The 21,490-nt window shown below is 63.3% G+C and carries 20 protein-coding genes; 14 read left to right on the top strand and 6 right to left on the bottom strand.

Annotation, left to right across the window (positions count from 1 at the left end; genetic code table 11):
- Positions 1 to 171: 171 nt before the first annotated feature.
- The 8 genes from BLP99_RS07760 (at position 172) to BLP99_RS07725 (ending at position 9,095) form a co-directional block, all read left to right on the top strand.
- Positions 172 to 606, top strand: a complete 435-nt coding sequence (locus BLP99_RS07760; RefSeq protein WP_072392139.1) for an ANTAR domain-containing protein — start codon at positions 172 to 174, stop codon at positions 604 to 606.
- Positions 607 to 718: 112 nt separating this feature from the next.
- Entirely contained in the window at positions 719 to 1,333 is a 615-nt protein-coding gene (locus tag BLP99_RS07755) for a response regulator transcription factor (RefSeq protein WP_072392142.1), read from the top strand.
- Between the two features lie 115 nt (positions 1,334 to 1,448).
- A complete protein-coding gene (locus BLP99_RS07750; protein ID WP_072392146.1) occupies positions 1,449 to 2,315 on the top strand; it encodes a pirin family protein in 867 nt (288 codons plus the stop codon).
- Positions 2,316 to 2,520: 205 nt separating this feature from the next.
- Complete coding sequence (locus BLP99_RS07745) at positions 2,521 to 3,963, top strand: mechanosensitive ion channel family protein (RefSeq protein WP_072392149.1); 1,443 nt, start codon at positions 2,521 to 2,523, stop codon at positions 3,961 to 3,963.
- Between the two features lie 239 nt (positions 3,964 to 4,202).
- The gene (locus BLP99_RS07740; RefSeq protein WP_072459415.1) at positions 4,203 to 4,643 is read left to right on the top strand and encodes a carboxymuconolactone decarboxylase family protein; all 441 of its coding nucleotides are present in this window, start codon (positions 4,203 to 4,205) and stop codon (positions 4,641 to 4,643) included.
- Between the two features lie 211 nt (positions 4,644 to 4,854).
- Complete coding sequence (locus BLP99_RS07735) at positions 4,855 to 5,355, top strand: sigma-70 family RNA polymerase sigma factor (RefSeq protein ID WP_072392155.1); 501 nt, start codon at positions 4,855 to 4,857, stop codon at positions 5,353 to 5,355.
- A 51-nt stretch (positions 5,356 to 5,406) separates the two neighbouring features.
- Positions 5,407 to 6,411, top strand: a complete 1,005-nt coding sequence (locus tag BLP99_RS07730) for a FecR family protein (protein WP_072392158.1) — start codon at positions 5,407 to 5,409, stop codon at positions 6,409 to 6,411.
- A 245-nt stretch (positions 6,412 to 6,656) separates the two neighbouring features.
- Positions 6,657 to 9,095, top strand: coding sequence for a TonB-dependent siderophore receptor (locus tag BLP99_RS07725; protein ID WP_072392161.1), 2,439 nt, complete (start codon positions 6,657 to 6,659; stop codon positions 9,093 to 9,095).
- Between the two features lie 21 nt (positions 9,096 to 9,116).
- Here BLP99_RS07725 and BLP99_RS07720 read toward each other — a convergent pair whose 3' ends face one another.
- Positions 9,117 to 10,268, bottom strand: a complete 1,152-nt coding sequence (locus BLP99_RS07720; protein WP_092180086.1) for an MFS transporter — start codon at positions 10,266 to 10,268, stop codon at positions 9,117 to 9,119.
- Positions 10,269 to 10,475: 207 nt separating this feature from the next.
- Between BLP99_RS07720 and BLP99_RS07715 the strand changes: the two genes are divergently transcribed.
- Positions 10,476 to 11,468, top strand: a complete 993-nt coding sequence (locus BLP99_RS07715; RefSeq protein ID WP_092180084.1) for a diaminopimelate epimerase — start codon at positions 10,476 to 10,478, stop codon at positions 11,466 to 11,468.
- 87 nt (positions 11,469 to 11,555) lie between these two features.
- Here BLP99_RS07715 and codA read toward each other — a convergent pair whose 3' ends face one another.
- From codA to BLP99_RS07690, 5 genes are all read right to left on the bottom strand, one after another.
- Positions 11,556 to 12,803, bottom strand: coding sequence for a cytosine deaminase (gene codA, locus BLP99_RS07710; protein ID WP_072392171.1), 1,248 nt, complete (start codon positions 12,801 to 12,803; stop codon positions 11,556 to 11,558).
- A gap of 13 nt (positions 12,804 to 12,816) precedes the next feature.
- A complete protein-coding gene (gene codB / locus BLP99_RS07705) occupies positions 12,817 to 14,088 on the bottom strand; it encodes a cytosine permease (RefSeq protein WP_092180082.1) in 1,272 nt (423 codons plus the stop codon).
- Between the two features lie 274 nt (positions 14,089 to 14,362).
- Positions 14,363 to 15,193: an alpha/beta fold hydrolase gene (locus BLP99_RS07700; protein WP_072392177.1), complete on the bottom strand. Its 831-nt coding sequence runs from the start codon at positions 15,191 to 15,193 to the stop codon at positions 14,363 to 14,365.
- Positions 15,194 to 15,404: 211 nt separating this feature from the next.
- Entirely contained in the window at positions 15,405 to 15,761 is a 357-nt protein-coding gene (queD, locus tag BLP99_RS07695; protein ID WP_092180080.1) for a 6-carboxytetrahydropterin synthase QueD, read from the bottom strand.
- A gap of 84 nt (positions 15,762 to 15,845) precedes the next feature.
- Positions 15,846 to 16,925: a hypothetical protein gene (locus BLP99_RS07690; RefSeq protein ID WP_072392184.1), complete on the bottom strand. Its 1,080-nt coding sequence runs from the start codon at positions 16,923 to 16,925 to the stop codon at positions 15,846 to 15,848.
- A 238-nt stretch (positions 16,926 to 17,163) separates the two neighbouring features.
- Between BLP99_RS07690 and BLP99_RS07685 the strand changes: the two genes are divergently transcribed.
- The 5 genes from BLP99_RS07685 (at position 17,164) to BLP99_RS07665 (ending at position 21,345) form a co-directional block, all read left to right on the top strand.
- Entirely contained in the window at positions 17,164 to 17,472 is a 309-nt protein-coding gene (locus tag BLP99_RS07685) for a PepSY domain-containing protein (RefSeq protein ID WP_072392188.1), read from the top strand.
- Positions 17,472 to 17,783: a PepSY domain-containing protein gene (locus BLP99_RS07680; protein ID WP_072392191.1), complete on the top strand. Its 312-nt coding sequence runs from the start codon at positions 17,472 to 17,474 to the stop codon at positions 17,781 to 17,783. Before BLP99_RS07685 ends, BLP99_RS07680 begins: the two co-directional genes overlap by 1 nt.
- The gene (locus BLP99_RS07675; RefSeq protein ID WP_072392196.1) at positions 17,783 to 18,451 is read left to right on the top strand and encodes a response regulator transcription factor; all 669 of its coding nucleotides are present in this window, start codon (positions 17,783 to 17,785) and stop codon (positions 18,449 to 18,451) included. The genes BLP99_RS07680 and BLP99_RS07675 overlap by 1 nt, the downstream gene beginning before the upstream one ends.
- Positions 18,452 to 18,461: 10 nt before the next feature.
- Positions 18,462 to 19,775 (top strand): ATP-binding protein, encoded by a 1,314-nt coding sequence (locus BLP99_RS07670; protein WP_072392199.1) that lies wholly within the window; start codon positions 18,462 to 18,464, stop codon positions 19,773 to 19,775.
- 253 nt (positions 19,776 to 20,028) lie between these two features.
- Complete coding sequence (locus tag BLP99_RS07665; protein WP_165887874.1) at positions 20,029 to 21,345, top strand: Na+/H+ antiporter family protein; 1,317 nt, start codon at positions 20,029 to 20,031, stop codon at positions 21,343 to 21,345.
- Positions 21,346 to 21,490: the final 145 nt, after the last annotated feature.

Raw genomic sequence — 21,490 nt, 5'->3', positions numbered from 1 at the left:
ATGGCTTTTTCCGACTCTTTTTAGGACTCGTCCTACAGCGCCCCCGAAAAGCTTCCTCTAGCCTGACGCCCCTTAACGTTCACGAGCCGGCTTCTGGCACTTTGTACGAAAGTCGCGCAGGCACTTTCGGTACGAAGCCTAGCCGTCGCGTTGTCATTGGGATGCCTTGTCATGCCGAACAAAGCACTACGTATCATGATTGCCGATACACAACATTCTCATCGGATGAGGCTCGAGTTCCTGTTCAACCAGCAGGGCTATTACCGCATTGCCCCCGTGAGCCACGCGCAGGAACTGATGACACTGGTGGAGTACACCAGCGAGCCGTTCGACCTGCTTGTCGTCGATGCCTGCCTGGCAGACGGCGTGCTGCAACTGCCCGGTCTTTTCCTCGACAACCCCCAGCTGCGTCACGGGCTGATCTACAACACCCGCCAGGCCGGGCTGTTGTCGGTTCCGGTCTCGCGTCGCTCCAGTGTGCAGCTGCATCCTGCGCCACTGCCCGACCTGGCTTCACTGGCGCGCCTGATGGAACAGGTCGATCCCCAGGAACACGGGGTGGGGCAGACCTGGAGAAGCTCCGCCATCCAGGGGCTCGGCGGCTGATCTCGACCATTGGTCGGGACTGTCAGACCTGACAGGTGGCCCGGCCTGCCGCCTGTGCAAGAGTCCGGTGCAGTCATGGCATCGGTGTCGTCAATTCATCTGGGGAATAGCCTTGAAGAACGTGTTGATCGTGGATGACCACCCTGTCATACGGGGGGCGCTGCGGCTGATTTGCCAGAACGAAGGGTTTTCACGCGTCAGAGACGCCAGCGGCGTGGCCGATGCCAGGGCGCTCATCAAGGAAAGTGCGCCGGACCTGGTGATTCTGGACCTGGTGATGAATGGTTTCGATGGCCTGGACCTGCTGGTCTGGATCATGGCCCAGCACCCCGAATGCGCGGTGCTGGTATTCACCTCCCAGGATGCCCAGCACTTCTGTAACCGTTGCATCTCGGCGGGAGCGAGGGGCTTCGTGACCAAGCGAAGCGACCTGAAGGAACTGGCCAAGGCGCTGCACGCCTTGAAGTCCGGTTATTCCTATTTCCCCCAGATGCCTGTCCGGCTCGACCTGCGGCAGCGCACCGAACAGCAGGCCCTGGAAAGCCTTTCCACCCGGGAGCTGTCCATCCTGCGGATGCTCGCCATGGGCATGCGGGGCAAGGATGTGGCCGAATCCCTGTTCCTGAGCCCGAAGACCGTCAGCACCTACAAGACCCGTCTGCTGGAAAAGCTGGGCTTGAAGACCCTGGTGGGGTTGTCGGATTTTGCCAAGCGCAATCACCTGTAAACCGTGATCGTCCTTCAGGTAGAACGCTGAGGCTGGTTTTTGCAGCCTAGCGGATCGACGGTGTGGCTTTTAATCTGTCTCCATGGCTTGGCCCTACCGGATTTGGAGACGCAGCATGAAAAGCATCATCGGCCTTTACACCAGCCCCCGGCCCCATTGGGTCGGCGACGGTTTCCCGGTTCGTACCCTGTTTTCCTACGACAGCCTGGGCGAGCACATCAGCCCGTTTCTGCTGCTGGACCACGCGGCCCCGACCGAATTTTCCCCTACCCGGGAGCGCCGCGGAGTCGGCCAGCATCCGCACCGGGGATTCGAAACCGTGACCATCGTCTATCAGGGCGAACTGGAACACCGGGACTCCACCGGCAGTGGGGGCAGGATCGGCCCGGGTGACGTGCAGTGGATGACCGCCGGATCCGGCATCCTTCATGAGGAGTTCCATTCCCAAGCCTTCGCCCGCCAGGGTGGGACCATGGAAATGGTCCAGCTGTGGGTCAACCTGCCCGCCAAGGACAAGATGGCGCCGGCCGGCTACCAGACCCTCGTCGCCGGCGAGATCCCGGATATCGCCCTCAAAGGCGACGCCGGCCGCCTGCGGCTGATTGCCGGCACCTTCGAAGGGCAGCAGGGGCCGGCGAAGACCTTCACCCCGATCGACGTCTGGGACATCCGCTTGAACGCTGGCAAAAGCCTGGACCTGGACCTGCATGAGGGACGCAATGTCGCGCTGGTGGTGCTGCGCGGTGCGGTCTCGCTCAACGGTCGCGAGCGGGCCGAGGCCGGGCAGCTGGCTCTGTTCGACCGGGCGGGAGACCGGATGACCCTGCAAGCCAGCGAGGATGCGGTGGTGCTGTTGCTCAGCGGCGAGCCCATCGACGAACCCATCGTCGGCCATGGTCCGTTCGTGATGAACAGCGAGCAGGAGATTCTCCAGGCCTTCACCGACTTCCACGCCGGGCGCTTCGGCCAGATGGACGACTGACTGGCGCATGCGATGGACGGGGCTGGTGGCTTTGCTCACCCGCCCTGGATCCCTTGTGGGACGGGCTTGCTGGCCAAACCACGACATCGGTGGACTTGCTTGTCGAAATGTTGCCCTCGTCGCGAGCGGGCCCGCTGGCACAAAAGTTTGTGGCGTGTGCAATTTGTGCCAATCTTCGCTCCATTGATTTCCTGGAGCTGTCCCGATGCTGTCTCTGATCACCGATCATCCGATGCTCTGCGCCCTGGTGCTGCTCGTGCTGGACCTGCTGTTGTGGCGGCTGGTCAGTACGCAGCGGACCTACTGGAAAATCGGTGGTCGCCTGGTGATTTTTTCGTTGTTCAGCATGCTGCTGTTCAACGAGGGGCTCAATCCGATGGTGCCGGCGCCCTGGGGCGACGATGTGCCGCGGCATCTGGCGGCCACTGGTCTGCAGATTGCCTGGTGGCTGTTCGCCGCGCGGACCCTGACGGTGATGATCGGCGCGGCGATGATGCAGCGGGTCGGGCACACCGGACGCTTGCTGCAGGATCTGCTGGGTGCGGTGATCTTCCTGATCGCCGTCATCGCGGCCCTGGCCTACGTGCTGGACCTGCCGGTCAAGGGCGTACTGGCGACATCCGGCGCGATGGCGATCATTGTCGGCCTCGCGTTGCAAAGCACCCTCAGCGATGTGTTTTCCGGGATCGTGCTCAATACCACCAAGCCCTATCAGCTCGATGACTGGATCTCCATCGACGGCACCGAAGGCCGCGTCACCGACATCGACTGGCGAGCCACGCGGTTGCAGACGGCCCAGGGCAGCATGGCGGTGATTCCCAACTCCCTGGCGGCCAAGGCCAAGATCGTCAACTTCAGCCGGCCCAGCGATGTGCACGGTCTTTCCATCAGCGTCCCGGTCAGCCCCCACGCCCGACCGCAGAAAGTGATCGAGGCGCTGGAGCGCGCCATGATCGGCTGCCGCGCATTGCTCTCCAGCCCGGCGCCCTGCGTGACCCTCAAGAGCACCGGCAGCGCCGGGGCGGAATATGAGATCAGCGGGTTCGTGGCCTCCATGAGCCAGAAGCGCGAGGTGCGCAATCAACTGTTCGACCTGGCGTTCCGGCATCTTCGGGCTTCGGGCATCAGCCTGCTCTCCACCAGCGAGAACACTGCCGCCGCCGGTACGTCGCGGCCCCGGGCCCTGCTGGACAGTTCGAGCATTTTCGCCACATTGCGCCCGGAGGAAAAAGACACCTTCAGCCAGAACATGACCCTGCAGACCTTCCGCGCCGGGGACATGATCCTGCCCGCCGGGGAGGTCAGCGACCATCTGTTCATCATCGAGTCGGGGGTGGTCAGCGTGACCCTGGTGCGCAATGGCCAGGTACTCGAAGGCGGACGCATGGGGCCAGGGGAGGTGATTGGCGAAGCGGGAATCGTCTCCGACCAGGCCGCCCTGGCCAACTTCACGGCCAAGACGTTCTGCTCCCTGTATCGCATCGAGAAGAGCTACCTCAAGCCGTGCCTCGACGCTCGCCATGACATTGCCGATGCGATGAAGAACCTGCTGGACGTGCGCACCCACCTGGCCCAGAACCTGACGCGGGAGATGCCCAAGCCCGTCGCCAAGAAACGCTTCCTGCAATGGTTGCGCAGCCGCGCCTGAACAGGTCCTGAAGTCGGGGCCCCCTGAGGCGAGGAGATTTATCCCCGCTGGACTGCGAAGCAGGCCCATACGGTTGAGCAGGGCGTCTGCTTCGCAGCCGTGCGGGGATAACTCCCGTCGCCACAGGGACAATCATCTTCGATGCCCATTGGCCACCCGAACTTCCCAATAATTGGCTATTTGTACGGCGCCACCGCAAGGCTAACGTAGCGCCACACCCAATCGTTCTGGAGTTCACCATGCAACCGCGCATCGATTTTTATACCGCTTCCCCGGACGCCTTCAAGGCCATGATGGCCCTGGAAACCGCCGTTTCGAAACTGGGCCTGGAAAAATCCCTGCTGGAACTGGTCAAGCTGCGTTCCTCGCAGATCAATGGCTGCGCCTTCTGCATCGACATGCACACCGCCGATGCCCGCAAGGACGGTGAGACCGAGCGGCGCCTGTACGCCGTGACCGCCTGGCGCGAAGCACCGTTCTTCACCGGCCGCGAACGCGCCGCACTGGCCTGGACCGAAGCCCTGACCCGCCTGAGCGACACCCACGCGCCCGATGCCGACTATGCGCTGCTGAGCGAACACTTCTCCCCCAAGGAAATGGTCGACCTGACGGTGGCGATCAACACCATCAACGGCTGGAACCGCCTGGCGGTGGGCTTTCGCAAGATGCCTGAAGCCTAGTCGAACGCAAAGAGACCGGTGGGAGCGAGCCTGCTCGCGATGGGGTAGGGCATTCAATGTTGAATTGACTGTCAAGCTGCCATCGCGAGCAGGCTCGCTGCCATAGGACATTCTCGATTCTGAAAGCTTCGGACGACAGGCAGTGCAATAGGTTTGCTTCAGCTTAATGGGAAGAATTACTATTCACATCCCGTTTCCGCAGCGCGCCGTAATGACCCCCAAGTTGCCCCGCTTATCCGGTTTTTTCGAGCATTACGAAGAGTTGATCGGAACCTGGACCCGGCGCCTGCGCAATCGCGAGCAGGCCGAGGACCTGGCCCACGATACCTTCGTGCGGGTACTCGAGGCCGATTCGGCGGGGGTCGAGCAACCCCGGGCCTACTTGCACCAGACGGCGCGCAACATTGCAGTGGATGGCTATCGGCGCGAAGATCGACGGGGCGCCATGGAGGAGGCGGCGATCGATTTCAGTCAGTCGCTTTCCAGCGACCCGGAGCATTTCATGCACGCGATCCAGCTGGCGGACTCCATCGAACGGGCGCTTGCCGAGCTGCCAGCCAACTGCCGTACGGTGTTTGTCTGGCAGAAGATCGAAGGCCTGACCCAGGCGGAAATCGCCGAGCGCCTGGGGCTGTCAAAAAACATGGTGGAAAAGTATATGATCCGCACCCTGCGGCATCTGCGCGATCACCTGGACGGGCCTGGGCAATGATCCGCCGTCGTCTTGCACTGCAACCCGCTCACCTGAACCCGAGGACCTTCCATGATGGATAGCCGTGATTGCCCGTGTGGGCAGAACCGGGTTCGCGACGAAGCGGCGCAATGGTTCGTGCGCCTGCAAGCGCCGGTCATGGGGGTGGAGGAGCGTCGGCGCTTCGATGCCTGGCTGGACGAACACCCCAACCACCGAGATGAAATCCAGTTGCTGCAAGGCATCTGGAGCGCCACGGACCTGCTGCCCCGCGAGCGCCTGCAGGCCTTGTGCGCGCCCCCGGCCAAACGTCCCGCGCGCCGGCCGTTGCTGCGCTATGCCGTGGCCGCCGGACTACTGGCGGTGACGATCGGGCTGGGGCTGTTCAGCGGCCTGGGTTCTACCACCGACTACAGCGCAGAGTTTGCCACTGCCCTTGGCGAACGCCGGCACATCGCGCTACCGGACGGCTCGCTGATCGATCTCAATAGTCGCAGCCGAGTACGTATCCAGTTCGTGCATCATCAGCGCCGGGTGGAGTTGATCGAAGGGCAAGCGTTGTTTCGTGTCGAGCATGACGTCGGCCGGCCTTTTACCGTCGAAGCGGGCAACGGCCAGGTGACAGTGACCGGAACACGCTTCGACGTGCGCCGTGATGTCGACAAGACCCGGGTCGCGGTAGAGCAGGGCAGCGTCAAGGTCCAGGGGCGCGATCTGTCCCAGGCCAGCTTTGTCAGCCTGACGGCCGGCCTGGGTACCCAGATCGACGCCCAGGGCAAGGTGGCCACGCCCTATGCGATCGATGCCGATGCGCTCACCGCCTGGCGCAATGGCAAGCTGGTGTTCAACAACGCCTCGTTGAACGAGGTGGCCGAAGAGGTTTCCCGTTATCGCGCCAAACCCTTGCGGGTGGGCAGCGCGGCGGTGGGCAACCTGCGCTTGACCAGCGTGTTCCGTTCCGACAATCCCGAGGCGTTGCTCAAGGCCCTGCCGGACATCCTGCCGGTGGCCGTGCGAACCCTGGACGACGGTAGCCAGGAAATAGTTGCGCGCCAGGTTCTGCCTGAAAAGCCTTGATACTCGTTCATGCCGCGTTGAAAACCGGCTCGTGCGCGAGTCCGATCGCCATGCTCATTTACTCCAGTAAAGTCGAGCGCGACCCTGGCCGTTCCTCGCCGGTTTTCGCCCTGCCTACCTGCCCAAGATTTTTCAAACAGAGCCTGGATTCAGGTTTTTTTCGAGTTCTTCGTCTACTTGTCCAACTGCAACTGGTTTGTATTAACAGACGCGTATTCTTGCGATTCGACAGGACAAGGTTCGACGTGAAAACTTTTGCTAAAAACAACAAACGCCGCCAACCCCGCTGGTTGCCACTGGCCTTGACGTTGGCCGTTAACGCCGCGGTTCCCCAGGTTCTTGCCGATCAGGCGGCCAGTAGCATCCATATCCAGGCCCAGCCGCTGGGCCAGGCCTTGAGCCAGCTGGCCCAGCAGACCTCGTTGCAGGTGTTCTTCAGCCCCGAGCTGGTGGCTGGCAAGCAGGCGCCGGCGGTGGAAGGCAACCTGTCCCCGGAAGCGGCCCTGCGCCAGCTGCTGCAGGGCAGCGGCCTGCAGTACCAGCTCAATGACGGTTCGGTGACGGTGCTGCCGGCGCCTTCGGCCACCAACGGTGGCCCGCTGGAGCTGGGCGCCACGGACATCCAGGTGGTGGGCGACTGGCTCGGCGATGCCAATGCCGAAGTAGTGCAGAACCATCCTGGCGCACGCACGGTGATCCGCCGCGAAGCGATGCAAGAGCAGGGCGCCATGAACGTCGGCGATGTCCTGCGGCGTGTGCCCGGTGTGCAAGTGCAGGACGCCAATGGCACCGGCGGCAGCGATATTTCCCTCAACGTCGGTGTACGAGGCCTGACCTCGCGCCTGTCGCCGCGCTCCACGGTGTTGATCGACGGCGTCCCGGCAGCGTTCGCGCCTTACGGTCAGCCGCAATTGTCCATGGCGCCGATTTCCTCGGGCAACCTGGACAGCATCGATGTGGTACGCGGCGCTGGCTCCGTGCGCTACGGGCCGCAGAACGTCGGCGGGGTCATCAACTTCGTGACCCGGGCGATTCCGGAAAAGGCCACCGGTGAAATCGGCACCACGCTGGAAACTTCCCAGCGCGGCGGCTGGAAACATATCGACACGGCATTCCTCGGCGGTACGGCCGACAATGGCATGGGCGCCGCGCTCCTGTATTCCAGCGTGAACGGCAACGGCTATCGCCGCAGCAATAATGGCAACGACATCGACGACGTGATCCTCAAGACCCACTGGGCGCCTACCGAGGTGGACGATTTTTCCCTGAATTTCCATTACTACGACGCCAAGGCCGATATGCCGGGCGGCCTGAACCAGGCGCAATATGACGCCGACCCGTACCAGTCCGACCGCGACTGGGACACTTTCGCCGGCCGGCGCAAGGACGTTTCCTTCAAGTGGATCCGGGAAATCAGCGAACGCACCCAGGCCGAGGTGCTGACCTATTACTCCGACAGCTACCGTGGCAGCACCATCGCCTCTCGGGATCAACGCAACCTGGTGTCTTACCCGCGCACCTATTACACCTTTGGCATCGAGCCGCGGGTGTCCCATGTGTTCGACCTGGGCCCCACGACCCAGGAGGCCAGCGTGGGGTATCGCTACCTCAAGGAGGGCATGCACGAAGAGGCCAGTCGCCTGGCGTTGCGTGATAACCAGCCAGTGGTGCGTCCGGGGGCCGATGGCCATGTCTATCAGGACCGTACCGGAGGCACCGAGGCCCATGCGGTCTACGTCGATGACAAGATCGATATCGGCAAATGGACCATCACCCCGGGTATCCGCTTCGAAAGCATCAGCACCGAATGGCACGACCGCCCGGTGCTCGACAACGCCGGCCGTCCCGTGCAGGAAAAGCGCCGCAGCATCGACAGCAACGAGCCGCTGCCGGCCCTGAGCGTGATGTACCACCTGTCCGATGCGTGGAAGCTGTTCGCCAACTACGAGACGTCCTTCGGCAGCCTGCAGTATTTCCAGCTCGGCCAGGGCGGCGTGGGCAACGACACGGCCAATGGCCTGAGCCCGGAAAAGGCCAAGACCTACGAGATCGGTACGCGCTACAACGATGAGGTGTGGGGCGGGGAAGTGACGCTGTTCTACATCGACTTCGACGATGAGCTGCAATACATCAGCAACGATGTGGGCTGGACCAACATGGGCGCCACCAAGCACCAGGGCCTGGAAGCTTCGGTGCGCTACGACCTGGCCGCCCTGGACCCGCGTCTCGAGGGCTTGAGCGCCAACGCCGGTTTCACCTACACCCGGGCGACCTATGAAGGCCAGATCCCGAGCTTCAAGGGGCGTGACCTGCCGTTCTACTCGCGCCAGGTGGCAAACGTGGGCTTGCGCTACGACGTCAATCGCTGGACGTACAACCTCGATGCGTTTGCCCAGTCCAAGCAACGCTCGCCCGGAAACAATGTGAACCCCGACGGCAGTTTCAGCGACAACTACATCACCGACGGCACCGCCGACGGGCAGTTTGGCGACATGCCTGGCTACGTGCTGTGGAACGTGCGGGCCGGCTATGACTTTGGCGAGCAGCTGTCGAACCTGAAACTCGGCGCCGGGGTGAAGAACCTCTTCGACCACCAGTACTACACCCGTTCGAGCGACAACAACTCGGGGATCTACGTGGGGGCGCCGCGGACGTTCTTCGTGCAGGCCAGCGTGGGGTTCTGATGAGAACGCCTTGCGCAGGGCTCAGACTTTGAGCACTTTCCCACTGGCCGCCACCGCCACCAGTGACAGCGCAATCAGCCCGAACGCAATGCTCAGGCTGCTGCCATGGGCCACGAACCCGATCAGCGCCGGGCCGGCAAGGATGCCGGCGTAGCCGATGGTGGTGATGGCCGGTACGGCAATCGCTTCAGGCATCAGTGTCTGTTTGCCGACGGCGGTGTACAGCACCGGCACGATGTTCGAACAACCGGCCCCCACCAATCCATATCCCAGCAACGCCGCCTGCCACATCGGTGCCAGGGTCGCCAGCAGGAACCCGGCCGCGGCGGTCGCGCCGCCGTAGATGATCACGCGCCGGGCGCCCAGGCGACGCACCACTGAATCGCCCGTCAACCGGCCGACGGTCATCGTCAGCGCGAACGCGGCATAACCCAGCCCGGCGTAGGCGGTTTCCACCCCGCGCTCGGTGGTCAGGAACACCGCACTCCAGTCCAGCACGGCGCCCTCGGCCAGAAATACGATGAAACAGAGGATGCCGATGAACAACACCACGCCATGGGGAATGGCAAACGCCGGTCCCGAACTCTCACTGCCGTAGGGCAGTAGATGCGGCGCCGCCTTGAACAGCGCTACCAACAGCAAGGCGTTGACCACCAGTGTCGCCCCCAGGGGCGAGAGCCCAATGCCGAGCAAGGCACTGACCCCGGCCGCACCAATGATGCCCCCCAGGCTGAACATGCCGTGGAAGCCCGACATCATGGTCTTGCCACTGGCTCGCTCGACGATCACCGCTTGCAGGTTGACCGTCGAATCCACGGTGCCAAGCCCGGCACCGAACACGAACAGCGCGGCCACCAGCCAGGGTAGCGTCGTCATCGTCGCCAGCAACGGCAGCGCCAGACAGATCAGGATCGTGCCGCCGCTGAGCACCCGACGGCAGCCGAACCGCGCCGCCAGCGCACCGGAAATCGGCATCGCCAGGATCGACCCCACCCCCAGGCACAACAGCAGCAACCCGAGAGTGCCTTCATCGAGATTGGCCCGGACCTTGGCATAAGGCACCAGCGGCGCCCAGGCCGCGATGCCGACACCGGCGATCAGATAGGCAATGCGGGTGGACATCTGTTCCAGGCGTCCGGGGATAAAGGTTGGCGGTGGGGTGATGGCAGTCATGAAACGTCCTTGGTCTGGCGATGCGGTGGTGCGGGCAGGGTCCTATGCTTGCATATTCACTGACCGTGCTGCGACTCCAAGGTGCCGACCGCGTTGTCTGCATCGCAAGCAAGCTTTGATCCCACCGTCATGCGTTGACGATTTTGCTCCTGCAGGGGCGCTCGGCATAAAGTACTGCCTCTCGCTGGCGAATACCGGGTTGGGTCCATGACGCAGTTTTATGATGCACGCGGCAATGTTTATGGTGTGGTTTCACCGCAACAGGTCCGTGCCCAGGGCATAGACCTGCCCTCGTCGGCCGGACAGGCGGCAAGGGCGAGGGAAGGTTGGACTTCAGCCGCCATCCATGCCTTATGCAGTTGGGCGCCGGGCGAAGCCCCGCCGGGGGCCAAGGCCCATCGCTGCGACGGCTTGCTGATCGGGCCATTCCAGAGCGAGCCGCCGTTCGATCTGTTGATCGTCAACACCGATGGCACCCTGGCCGAGCGCAGCGGCAATGGCCTGACGATCTTTTCCCAGGCCCTGAAAGAACGCGGGTTGATAAAGGACGATGGCGATTGCCTGCTGCAGGTCCATCACGACAATCCCCATGGCGTGTCGCCGTTGCGCACATCGGTGCGGGCCGCCATGTTCGAGGGCGTACAGGGTTTCTGGTTGGACCTGGGGCGGCCGTCGTTCGGACCGCAAGCCGTCGGTGCCCGGAACGTGGAGCGCGTGACCTTCCAGCAGCGCGATGTCAGTCGGGTAGCGGCGTTGCACGCCTTGAACCCGGCATGGGGCCACAGCCAGTTCGTGAACATCGGCAATCCTCACTGCGTGACGTTGGTGGACAGGGCCGACGCCCTGCCGGACAACCCACAGATGCGCGCCCCGGCCTTGGCGCAGGGCCTGACCCGCATCGCCTTTGCCGCGCCCGCAGGGTCGGGTTCTCCTTGTCCGGCAGGGGTGAATCTGCAATGGGCGTGGCTCCAGGCCCCGGGACTAATCGTCGCTCGCGTCTTCGAGCGCGGCGAAGGCCCCACGGCTTCCTCGGGCACCAGCGCCAGCGCCGTGGCCAGCGCTGCGTGGCGAGTGGGCTGGGTCGCGGCGGGACCGGTGGGGGTTGTCATGCCCGGTGGCACAGCGCCGATCTTATTGGAACAACAGGATGAGGCGTTGGTGCGAGTTAGGCTGTTCGGCACTGCCAAGGCCATCCCGTGAATCCCTGTGTCCCGGTAATGCCGAGGACCCGTCAGGCGCCACCGATGACGCCATCATGATCAGGCTCGTCTCCCAGCGGGGGCAGGTTCAATCCAACACGGGAGCAAACTCCACCACCGGCATCTGCCGCTTCATCAGCACTTCGCCATGGCGAATCGAGTAGAGCGGCAAGCCCTGGCTGCGGATCACTTCGTAGTCGCTGTCCGCCGACAGGATCAGCAGGTTCGCCGGGCGGCCGGGCTCCAGGCCGTAGCGCTCGCCCAGGGCCATGGCCTTGGCACTGTTGTCGGTGACCAGGTCCAGGGCGCTTTGCAGGTTGCGGTAGCCGAGCATATGGCAGATATGCAGGCCGGCTTCCAGTACCCGCAGGATGTTGCCGTTGCCCAGGGGATACCACGGGTCGACGATGGAATCCTGGCCGAAGCACACGTTCATCCCGGCTTCGAGCAATTCGTTGACACGGGTGACGCCGCGGCGTTTGGGGAAGGTATCGAAGCGCCCTTGCAGGTGGATGCTTTCGGTGGGGCAGGACACGAAACTGATGCCCGAATGCCCCAGCAGGCGGAACAGCTTGGCGCAGTAGGCGTTGTCGTAGGAGCCCATGGCCGTGGTGTGGCTGGCTGTCACCCGACTGCCCATGTCGCGGCTGCGGGCTTCTTCGGCAAGCACCTCCAAAAAGCGTGAGTGCGGGTCGTCGGTCTCGTCGCAATGCACATCCACCAGGCAACCGGTGCGTTCGGCCAGGTCCATCAGGAACTTCACCGAGCTGACGCCCTGGTCGCGGGTGTACTCGAAATGCGGGATACCGCCCACCACATCGGCGCCCATGCGAATCGCTTCTTCCATCAGTTCGCGGCCATTGCGGTAGGACTCGATGCCTTCCTGGGGAAACGCGACGATCTGCATGTCCACCAAGTGACGGCTTTCCTCGCGCACCTGCAGCATGGCCTTGAGGGCCGTCAGTTCAGGGTCGGTCACGTCGACGTGGGTACGCACATGCTGGATGCCGTGGGCAGCGAGGGCCTGGAGGGTCTTCTTGGCGCGGGTCCTGGTGTCTTCCTGGGTGATGGTGGCCTTGCGCTCGCCCCAGCATTCGATGCCTTCGAACAGCGTACCGCTCATGTTCCAGCGCGGTTCGCCGGCCGTGAGGGTAGCGTCCAGGTGGATGTGCGGCTCGACGAAAGGCGGCACCACCAGGTTGCCTCCAGCATCGAGGTCTTCCGGGCCAAGGCTGGGGGCCTCGGTCTGGCGGGCGATATTGGCGATCAGGCCGTTTTCCAGGTGCAGCTCATGCAAGCCTTCACGGTTGCGCAGGCGGGCGTTGATGATGTGCATCGGCGAGTCCTTGTTATAGGTCTTGGAGTGGCGCAACAGCGGTGCGGGTACCCATGACGCCAGTCAATACCACATACGTTAGCGCGCCGGTGGCGATTCCTACCAGTGGCGCGATCCATGGCGAATTGAATGCGGCGACAGTACCCAGCCCATAGGCCAGCAAGCCGGGCCAGTTGAAGGCTGGCAACCGTGCTTCGGCCAGGCGTGGATAACGGCCGCGCCAGCGAAAGAAGAAGTCGGCCATGATCACGCCGCCGATCGGCGGGATGACCGTGCCCAGAAGGATCAGGTAGGGCACCAGCAGGTCGTACATGCCCAGCAGGGCCAGCAGTGTACCGACCAGCGCCCCGCCCAGGGTAACGGCCTTGCGTCGACGGGTTCGCAGCAGGTTGCAGCCGGCCACGGCGAAGTTGTAGATGGTGTTGTCCTGGGTGCTCCAGATGTTGAGCAGCAGCATCGCCATCGCCGCCATGGCGAAGCCCTGCAGCAGCAACACCTCGACCACGTCCGGTTGCTGATAGACGATGGCGCCGTAGGCACCGATCAGCACCATCAGCCCATTGCCGAGGAAAAAGCCGATCAGGCTGGCCAGCACCGCAACCTTCGCCGAGCGGGAGAAGCGCGTCCAGTTGGTGGCCTGGGTCGCGCCGCTGACGAAGGTGCCGAACACCAGCGTGATGGCGGTGGACCAATCGAGGCTGCCTGTGGGAACCACGGCCAGCAATCCCTCGAAACCGCCTATTTTCGTCGTCGCCACCCACATCGACAGCATCAGCAGCAACAGCATGGCCGGTACGGCGATATAGGAAAGGATCTCCAGCCCGCGATAGCCGATGTAGGCGGTGGCGCAGAACCCCAGGCCGAACAGCACCATCAGCCCCAGCACGCTGCCCTGGTCCAGCTCGAAATACTTGCCCAGCACCACGGCCGCGGTGGCCGTGCCCCAGGCGTACCAGCCGATCTGGGTGAAACCCAGGATCAGGTCGCTGAGCTTGCTGCCGACCTCACCGAAACAGAAGCGGCCCATCAGCACCGAGTTGAGCCCGCTCTTGAAGGCGATGTAGCCCAGGCCTGCGGCATACAGGCCCAGCAGCAGGTTGCCGATCACGATCACCGTGAGCATTTCGACAAAACCGAAGGCCACCCCCAGCTTGCCGCCGGCGAACATCGTCGCGGTGAAAAAGGTGAAGCCCAGCAACACCATGGCCGTGGAGGCCAGGCCCTTGCGGGCATGCATCGGCACTTCGCTCAAAGGGTAATCGTTGCCCGGATCGTTCTGAGTCATGTGGCGGACCTTGCAAAAGAGGAAAGACCGCGAGCGTGCAGCGGCCGTGCCAAGCGCGTGATCGCGAGGTTATTTATAGACAATCCTGGGAATTGGGGGGCGCAGGGGGGCGAAAGCGGTGCGCGAGTGATTCAAGTTGGAACACGGATCCCATTAGCGACGAGCCCCTGTGGGAGTGAGCTTGCTCGCGATAGCCTTGTGTCAGATAGCATCAAAGTGACTGCCATGCCGCCATCGCGAGCAAGCTCGCTCCCACAGGAGAATGCGGTGTCTTTCAGGTCGGGGAGGACAGTGGCAAAAACCGCAACATCGCCGCCACGATGGCTTGCGGTGCGTCTTCCTGGACCAGGTGCCCGGCGTTCGGAACGGGATGCAATTGTGCCCCGGGGATCATCCGTTGGAGGGCCTGGCCGCGTTCGATGGGAATCCACTGGTCATCCTCGCCCCAGAGGATCTGGGTCGGGCAGCGCACGCTCGGGTACAGGTCTTGCGCCTCACGGGTATAGCGTTCGTCCATCTGCGCGATCTGCCGGTAGAACGCCGCCTGGCCTGTCTCGCCCAGCCATGGCTTTACGTAGGGCGCCAGTTCCTCGTCCGGGATGTCCCGTTTGATCGCACCACGAATGTACGTCGGCACGATGGCGCGTTGAATGTAGTCGGGCAGGCCGCTGAAGGCGGCTTCATGTTGGCGCACGTGCTGTACGAAGGCGGAGCCCCAGGGCGACAGGGCCACGGGGTCGATCAGGGTCAGGCTGCGGTAGTCCCTGCCGTCGAGCAGATGCGCGCGCAGGGCGGTGGCGCCGCCGAAGTCATGGGCCACCACGTCCGGGCAGTCCAGGCCCCAGTGTTCCAGCAATTGTGCGAGCAACAGGTTTTGCACGCCCAGGGACACGTCGGCATCGGGTTGTGCGGATTGGCCATAACCCAGCAGGTCGAAGTAGTGCACCCGGTGGGTGGCGAAAAACAGCGGGGCGATGCGGTGCCACACGTAGGAAGAGAACGGCGTGCCGTGGACAAATACCAAGGGCGGGCCATCGCCGTGGATGGCGTAGCGGATGGGATGTCCGTTGAAGGTGTATGTCTGATCCAGCGGCCAGTGGGTCATAATCGTGTCCTCTTGGCATGTTCGAGCCAAAGAGCATAGACACAAAAAAGCTGATGTCAGGCAAACAGGGACCTGTGGCGAAGGCAGTTATCCCCGCTGGGCTGCGCAGCAGACCCAAAGCAATGGACTCGATCCGCCTGACACACCGAATGGCGGTTTCAGGACTGCTGCGCGGCCCAGCGGGGGATGAACCCCGCCACAAGGGATTTGGTTATTCGCCGCGATAGATGCAGCCGCTGGTGCATGTCTCATGGATGCGAATGGCACTGAGCTCGGGCAGCAACGGCTTCAATTCATTCCAGATCCACTTGGCCAGGACTTCGCTGGTGGGGTTTTCCAGGCCGGGAATGTCGTTGAGGTAGTTGTGGTCCAGGCGCTCGTACAGCGGCTTGAAGATCGCCTTGATCTCGGAGAAGTCACGAATCCAGCCGGTGTACGGGTCGATATCGCCGTCCAGATGGATCGCCACTTTGAACGAATGGCCATGAAGGCGGCCGCACTTGTGGCCTTGCGGCACGTGGGGCAGGCGGTGGGCGGATTCGAAGGTAAACTCTTTGAAGATTTCCACGGGGTTCGGGCTCTATAGGGTAGCGGTCGCGAGGCAGGCGGCGGAGTTTATCAGTTTGGCTCCGGCGTTGCGCAACCGTGCTGACTAAAGGGTCAGCAATCGCTCGCCCAACCCCCCATTGGCCGTCAGTTCCAGGAACTCGTCGCCCAGCCGTCGGCTTTCGTCCATTGCGGTGCGCCAGTATTTGCGGCGGCTTGGGTCATCGCCCATGAAACGCTTGAAGTCGTTACGATCCGGCAGTTTGCCGAAGGGCAGGCGAGCCAGGTACTCACGGGACGGCGCCAGTAGCAGCACGTCCTGCAGGCGTTCGGCATTGCCCCGGCGCCACGGCAGGCTCTTGTCGAACCAGCCGGGAATGACCCGGTCGGTAAAATGTGGATACAGCACGATGTCATCGCCGCTGTAGGGCAGGTCGAGGTGATAGTCCAGCAGGCCGCCGTCGCGGTAGGTACCGGCACCGGCACCCGGCAGGTCGCGCACGCCTTCCATCACCATGGGAATGGAGCCCGATGCCAGCAAGGCCTGGCGCAGGTTGGCCACCTCCAGCGGGACGAAGCGCGATGGAAAGTCGTTCAGAGGATGCAACGGCGGCGCCAGGCGCGGATCGTGGACGATCAGCCGTTCGAAGTGCCGTGACAGCCGTGCGCGGCCGCGCAGGTTGTCGGCGATCACCGACGACAGGCCCAGGCCCAGCCGCCCACGATGATCCTGCGCGAGCAAGCCATGGCTTTTGACCACCATGATGTTGAGCCGGTAATGCGGGTTGTCGAGGATCGCCGCATCGCGGCCTTCGAGCAGGTCGTCGAGCATGCGCTGCGAACTCTGGCTGACCCCGGCCATGGTCACGCCTTTGGCAAAGCTCTGTTCGTTGTACAAGGTGCCCAGGCGCCGGATCCCTTCGGCGGCATCCGGCAGGCAGGCACTGGCGAAGCGCCAGGAGCCTACCGACGCGCCGATCAGCGAGCGTTCCCGGGGCGCGGCGGGCAGCCATTCACCGAACAGCGCCAGGTCCAGCCCCTGGATCCCCAGGGCCTTGGGCCCCCCGGCGGCGCCGGGCAGGATGCCAACGTCGCGGGCGCTGAGGCCCGCCTCGCGAATGCGCGCGAAAGCACGAGGGCCGGCCTTGAGGGTGAGCGCTGGGATCTTGATGTGGATGGCGGTCATACCGGCCTCGAATGCGTACAGGTGGATGATTATAACGACACAACAACCCGTGGAAGCGAGCCCGCTGGCGATGGCGTCGGCCCATCCCGCGCCGATTCAGGTTCGCACGGCTCTGCCAGCAAGCCCGTCCCTGCAAGCGTTCACAGACGTTGATGTGGGTTCAATGATGGCAATTCAGTTTCAGTTAAGTTCTTCCCGATAGAGTCGTTGCGTGACGATTATAAAAAGGAGACAAACCATGAACCGCCTGACTGCCTTTTTCATCGCGATGTCCATGGCCCTCGGCGCCGGCCTGGCCCAGGCTCGAGACCTTGATGCCGGCGAAGCCCAAAAACTGCAGGACGCTGGTACCATTCAGTCCTTTGAAAAACTCAAGGCCGCAGCCCTGGCCCAGCACCCTGGTGCCACGCTGACGGATGTCGAGCTGGAGGAAGAGTACGGCAAGTACATCTTCCAGGTGGACCTGCGCGATGCCAAGGGCATCGACTGGGACCTTGAATTGGATGCTGTGACCGGCAAGGTGCTCAAGAATCATCAGGATACGTAATGAAGCTTAATCTACGCGCCCGCAGTCCCTGGCTGCTGGCGCTGCTGACGTTTTGTTCGGTGGTCATGGCTCGCGACCTGGACCAGGACGAAGCCCTGCAATTACGCCAGCAGGGCGTGATACTGCCCCTTGAGCATCTGCTGCAACAGGCGCTGGACCGGCATCCCGGCGCCAAGTTGCTGGAAGCCGAGCTGGAGGAAAAGCACGGGGTCTATATTTACGAGGTCGAGCTGCTGGATACCGACGGCGTCGTTCGCGAGCTGGACCTGGAGGCCAAGACCGGCCGTTTACTCAAAGATAAGGAAGATTGATGCGCCTGCTTCTGGTGGAAGATCACGTTCCCCTGGCCGACGAGTTGATGGCCGGGCTTGCACGACAGGGTTATGCCGTCGACTGGCTCGCCGATGGGCGCGATGCGGTGTACCAGGGCAGTACCGAGCCCTATGACCTGATCATCCTCGACCTCGGCCTGCCCGGGGTGCCGGGGCTCGAGGTGCTGGCCCAGTGGCGTGCCGGCGGCCTGAGCACCCCGGTGCTGATTCTCACGGCCCGTGGTTCCTGGGCCGAGCGCATCGAAGGTCTCAAGGCCGGCGCGGACGACTACCTCACCAAGCCGTTTCATCCCGAAGAGCTGCACCTGCGGATCCAGGCGCTGCTGCGTCGCTCCCATGGCCAGGTCAACCAACCGACGCTCCAGGCCGCCGGGCTGCATCTGGACGAAGGGCGTCAATGCGTGGTCCGCGACGGTACGGACATCCAGCTCACGGCTGCCGAATTTCGCCTGTTGCGCTATTTCATGCTTCACCCTGAACAGATCCTCTCCAAGAGCCATCTCTCCGAGCACCTGTATGACGGCGAAACCGAGCGCGATTCCAATGTGCTGGAGGTTCACGTCAATCACCTGCGGCGCAAGCTGGGACGCAGCGTGATCGAGACCCGTCGTGGGCAGGGCTATCTGTTCGGCGGACAGGCGCAATGAGCGCCGGGCAGTGAGGTCCATCCAGCGGCGCCTGAGCCTGGGCCTGATCGGTGTGATGGTGGTGGTCGGCCTGGTCCTGGCGCAGACCAGCCTGTGGTTGTTCGAGCTGGGTTTGCAGCGTTACCTGGAAGCCGGGCTGCGCAACGACAGCGAGAGCCTGCTGGTGGCCCTGGTGCGCGGCCCCCAGGGGTTGCAGCTGGATGAGCGCCGCTTGTCGCCGGCCTATCTGCGCCCGTTTTCCGGGCACTATTTCCGCATCGATTTTGCCGATGTGCATTGGCGCTCCCGCTCCCTTTGGGACCAGGAATTGCCCCGGCTCGAGCATCCGGGCCTGCACAGCAACCTGAAACTGGGGCCCGAAGGGCAGAAGCTGCTGGTGCTGCGTACCGACTACCGGCGCCTGGGCCAGGCGATCTCCATCAGCGTGGCCCAGGACTACACGCCAGTGCGCGACAGTTTCCTGCGCATGCAACAGGTCGGCCTCGGCCTCGGCCTGGCCGGCCTGCTGCTGATCCTGTTTCTGCAACGGATCACGGTGCGCCGGGCCTTGCGTCCATTGGAGGCGGCCCGGGAACAGATCGCCCAGCTACAGCGCGGGCAGCGCTCGCAGCTCGATGAACAAGTGCCCCGGGAGCTGGAGCCGTTGGTGGCGCAGATCAACCACCTGCTGGCCCATACCGAGGACAGCCTCAAGCGTTCGCGCAATGCCCTGGGCAACCTGGGCCATGCCTTGAAGACCCCGCTGGCGGTGCTGCAAAGCCTGGCCTCCAACGAAAAGCTCGATCCCTATCCGGAGCTGCGCAAGCTGTTGCTCGAACAGCTGGAACAGGTGCGGCAGCGCCTCAATCGCGAGCTCAACCGTGCCCGGCTGTCCGGCGATGCGTTGCCCGGCGCGCACCTGGACTGTGACGCTGAGTTGCCGGGGCTGCTGGCGACCCTGAACATGATCCATGGCGAGCACCTGCACCTGGCGTACGTCGCACCGCCCGGGCTGCACTTGCCCTGGGACCGCGAAGACCTGCTGGAACTGCTGGGCAACCTGCTGGACAACGCCTGCAAATGGGCCGACGCCGAAGTGCGCCTGACCGTCACCGAAACCGCCGGGACATTCAGCCTGGCGGTGGAGGACGATGGCCCGGGGATTCCCGAGGACCGGCGTGACCAGGTGTTCAGCCGGGGCACGCGCCTGGACGAACAGACCGACGGCCATGGCCTCGGGCTCGGTATCGTGCGCGACATCGTCGACACCTGGAGCGGTACGCTGGCACTGCATGACAGCGAGTGGGGCGGGCTGAAAGTCGTGATCGAACTGCCCAAGCGCTGAGCTCTATCGCATGACGCTGCCCAACCTGTGGGAGCGGGCTTGCCCGCGATAGCAATCGCTCGGCAGCTATCCATGCGTCCGAACTGACGCCATCGCGAGCAAGCTCGCTCCCACAAGGGGGGCGCTTGGCGCTAGTCAATATCGCGAGATTTGAAAACCCGCCCCACGGCCCTTGCAGCTTGCCGCCGCTTCCTGCAAAGTCGCGGCCTTTTTGTCCGGTGGCCTTCCATCGCTGTGCTTTGAGGTAACGATGATAAATGCAGTAATTGCCGCGGTTGGCGTCATGCTGGTGCTCAGCCTGTCCCGCGTGCATGTGGTGATCGCGCTGATTATCGGCGCATTGGTGGGTGGCCTGACCGGCGGCCTGGGTATCGAGGCCACGCTCAAGGCGTTCAACGCAGGCCTTGGCGGCGGGGCGACAGTGGCATTGTCCTACGCCTTGCTTGGAGCGTTCGCGGTAGCGATTGCCAAGTCCGGCATGGCCCATGCCTTGGCCGACAAGGCCCTGGCCATGGTGGACCGCCAGGACGCCGCTGGTGGCTCCGGTGTGAAATGGGTGCTGATCGGTTTGCTGGGGACGGTCGCGGTCGCTTCCCAGAACATCCTGCCGATCCACATCGCCTTCATCCCGCTGCTGGTGCCGCCGCTGCTCTATGTGCTGACCAAGCTCCAGCTGGATCGTCGGCTGATCGCCTGCGTCATGACCTTCGGCCTGATCACCCCCTACATGTTCCTGCCGGTGGGCTTCGGCAACATCTTCCTCAATGAAATCCTGCTGGCCAACATCGCCCGCAGCGGCGTGGATGTCAGTGGCATCAACGTCACGCACGCCATGGGTATCCCGGCGCTGGGCATGGTCTTCGGCCTGGTGCTGTCGTTCTTCACCTATCGCAGGAAACGCGTCTACGACCTGAAGAAGATCGCCAGGGCCGAACAAGTGGCGGTGCGCTACAACCCGTTGAGCCTGGCGGTGGCCGGGTTGGCAGTGGCTGCGGCGTTCGCCATCCAGCTGCTGCTGGACTCGATGATCATCGGTGCCCTGGTCGGCTTCCTGATTTTCTCCATCTCGGGGGTGGTGCGCTGGCGCGAAACCGACGACTTGTTCACCGAAGGCATGAAGATGATGGCGATGATCGGCTTCATCATGATCGCCGCCTCGGGTTTTGCCGAGGTGATGAAGGCCACCGGTGAAGTCCAGAGCCTGGTGGAGACGTCGGCGGCGTGGATCGACCACAACAAGGGCGTCGGTGCGCTGATGATGTTGCTGGTGGGCTTGCTGGTCACCATGGGCATCGGCTCGTCGTTCTCCACGGTGCCGATCCTGACGACGATTTTCGTGCCGCTGTGCCTGCAGCTGGGCTTCAGCCCCCTGGCCATCGTCTGCATCGTCGGCACGGCCGGCGCCCTGGGCGACGCCGGCTCGCCTGCCTCGGACTCGACCCTGGGCCCGACCTCCGGCCTGAACATCGACGGCCAGCACCACCACATATGGGACACCGTGGTGCCGACCTTCATCCACTACAACCTGCCGCTGCTGGCGTTTGGTTGGGTGGCGGCGATGGTGCTGTAGCCTCGAGACCGAGTCGCCTCAATCGCAAGCAGGCTCGCTCCCACAGGGAATTGCACTCCAATGTGGGAGCGAGCCTGCTCGCGAAGGGGCTGCCCAGATCAACCCTTCCCTGAGCCCCTGCTCACCTTGTCCTACAGTTTTGCCG

Origin of the sequence: Pseudomonas sp. NFACC32-1 (assembly GCF_900101215.1) — a bacterium.
GTDB lineage: Bacteria > Pseudomonadota > Gammaproteobacteria > Pseudomonadales > Pseudomonadaceae > Aquipseudomonas.
Note: the sequence above shows the minus strand (reverse complement) of the source record. Positions and strands in the feature narration are given on the sequence as shown.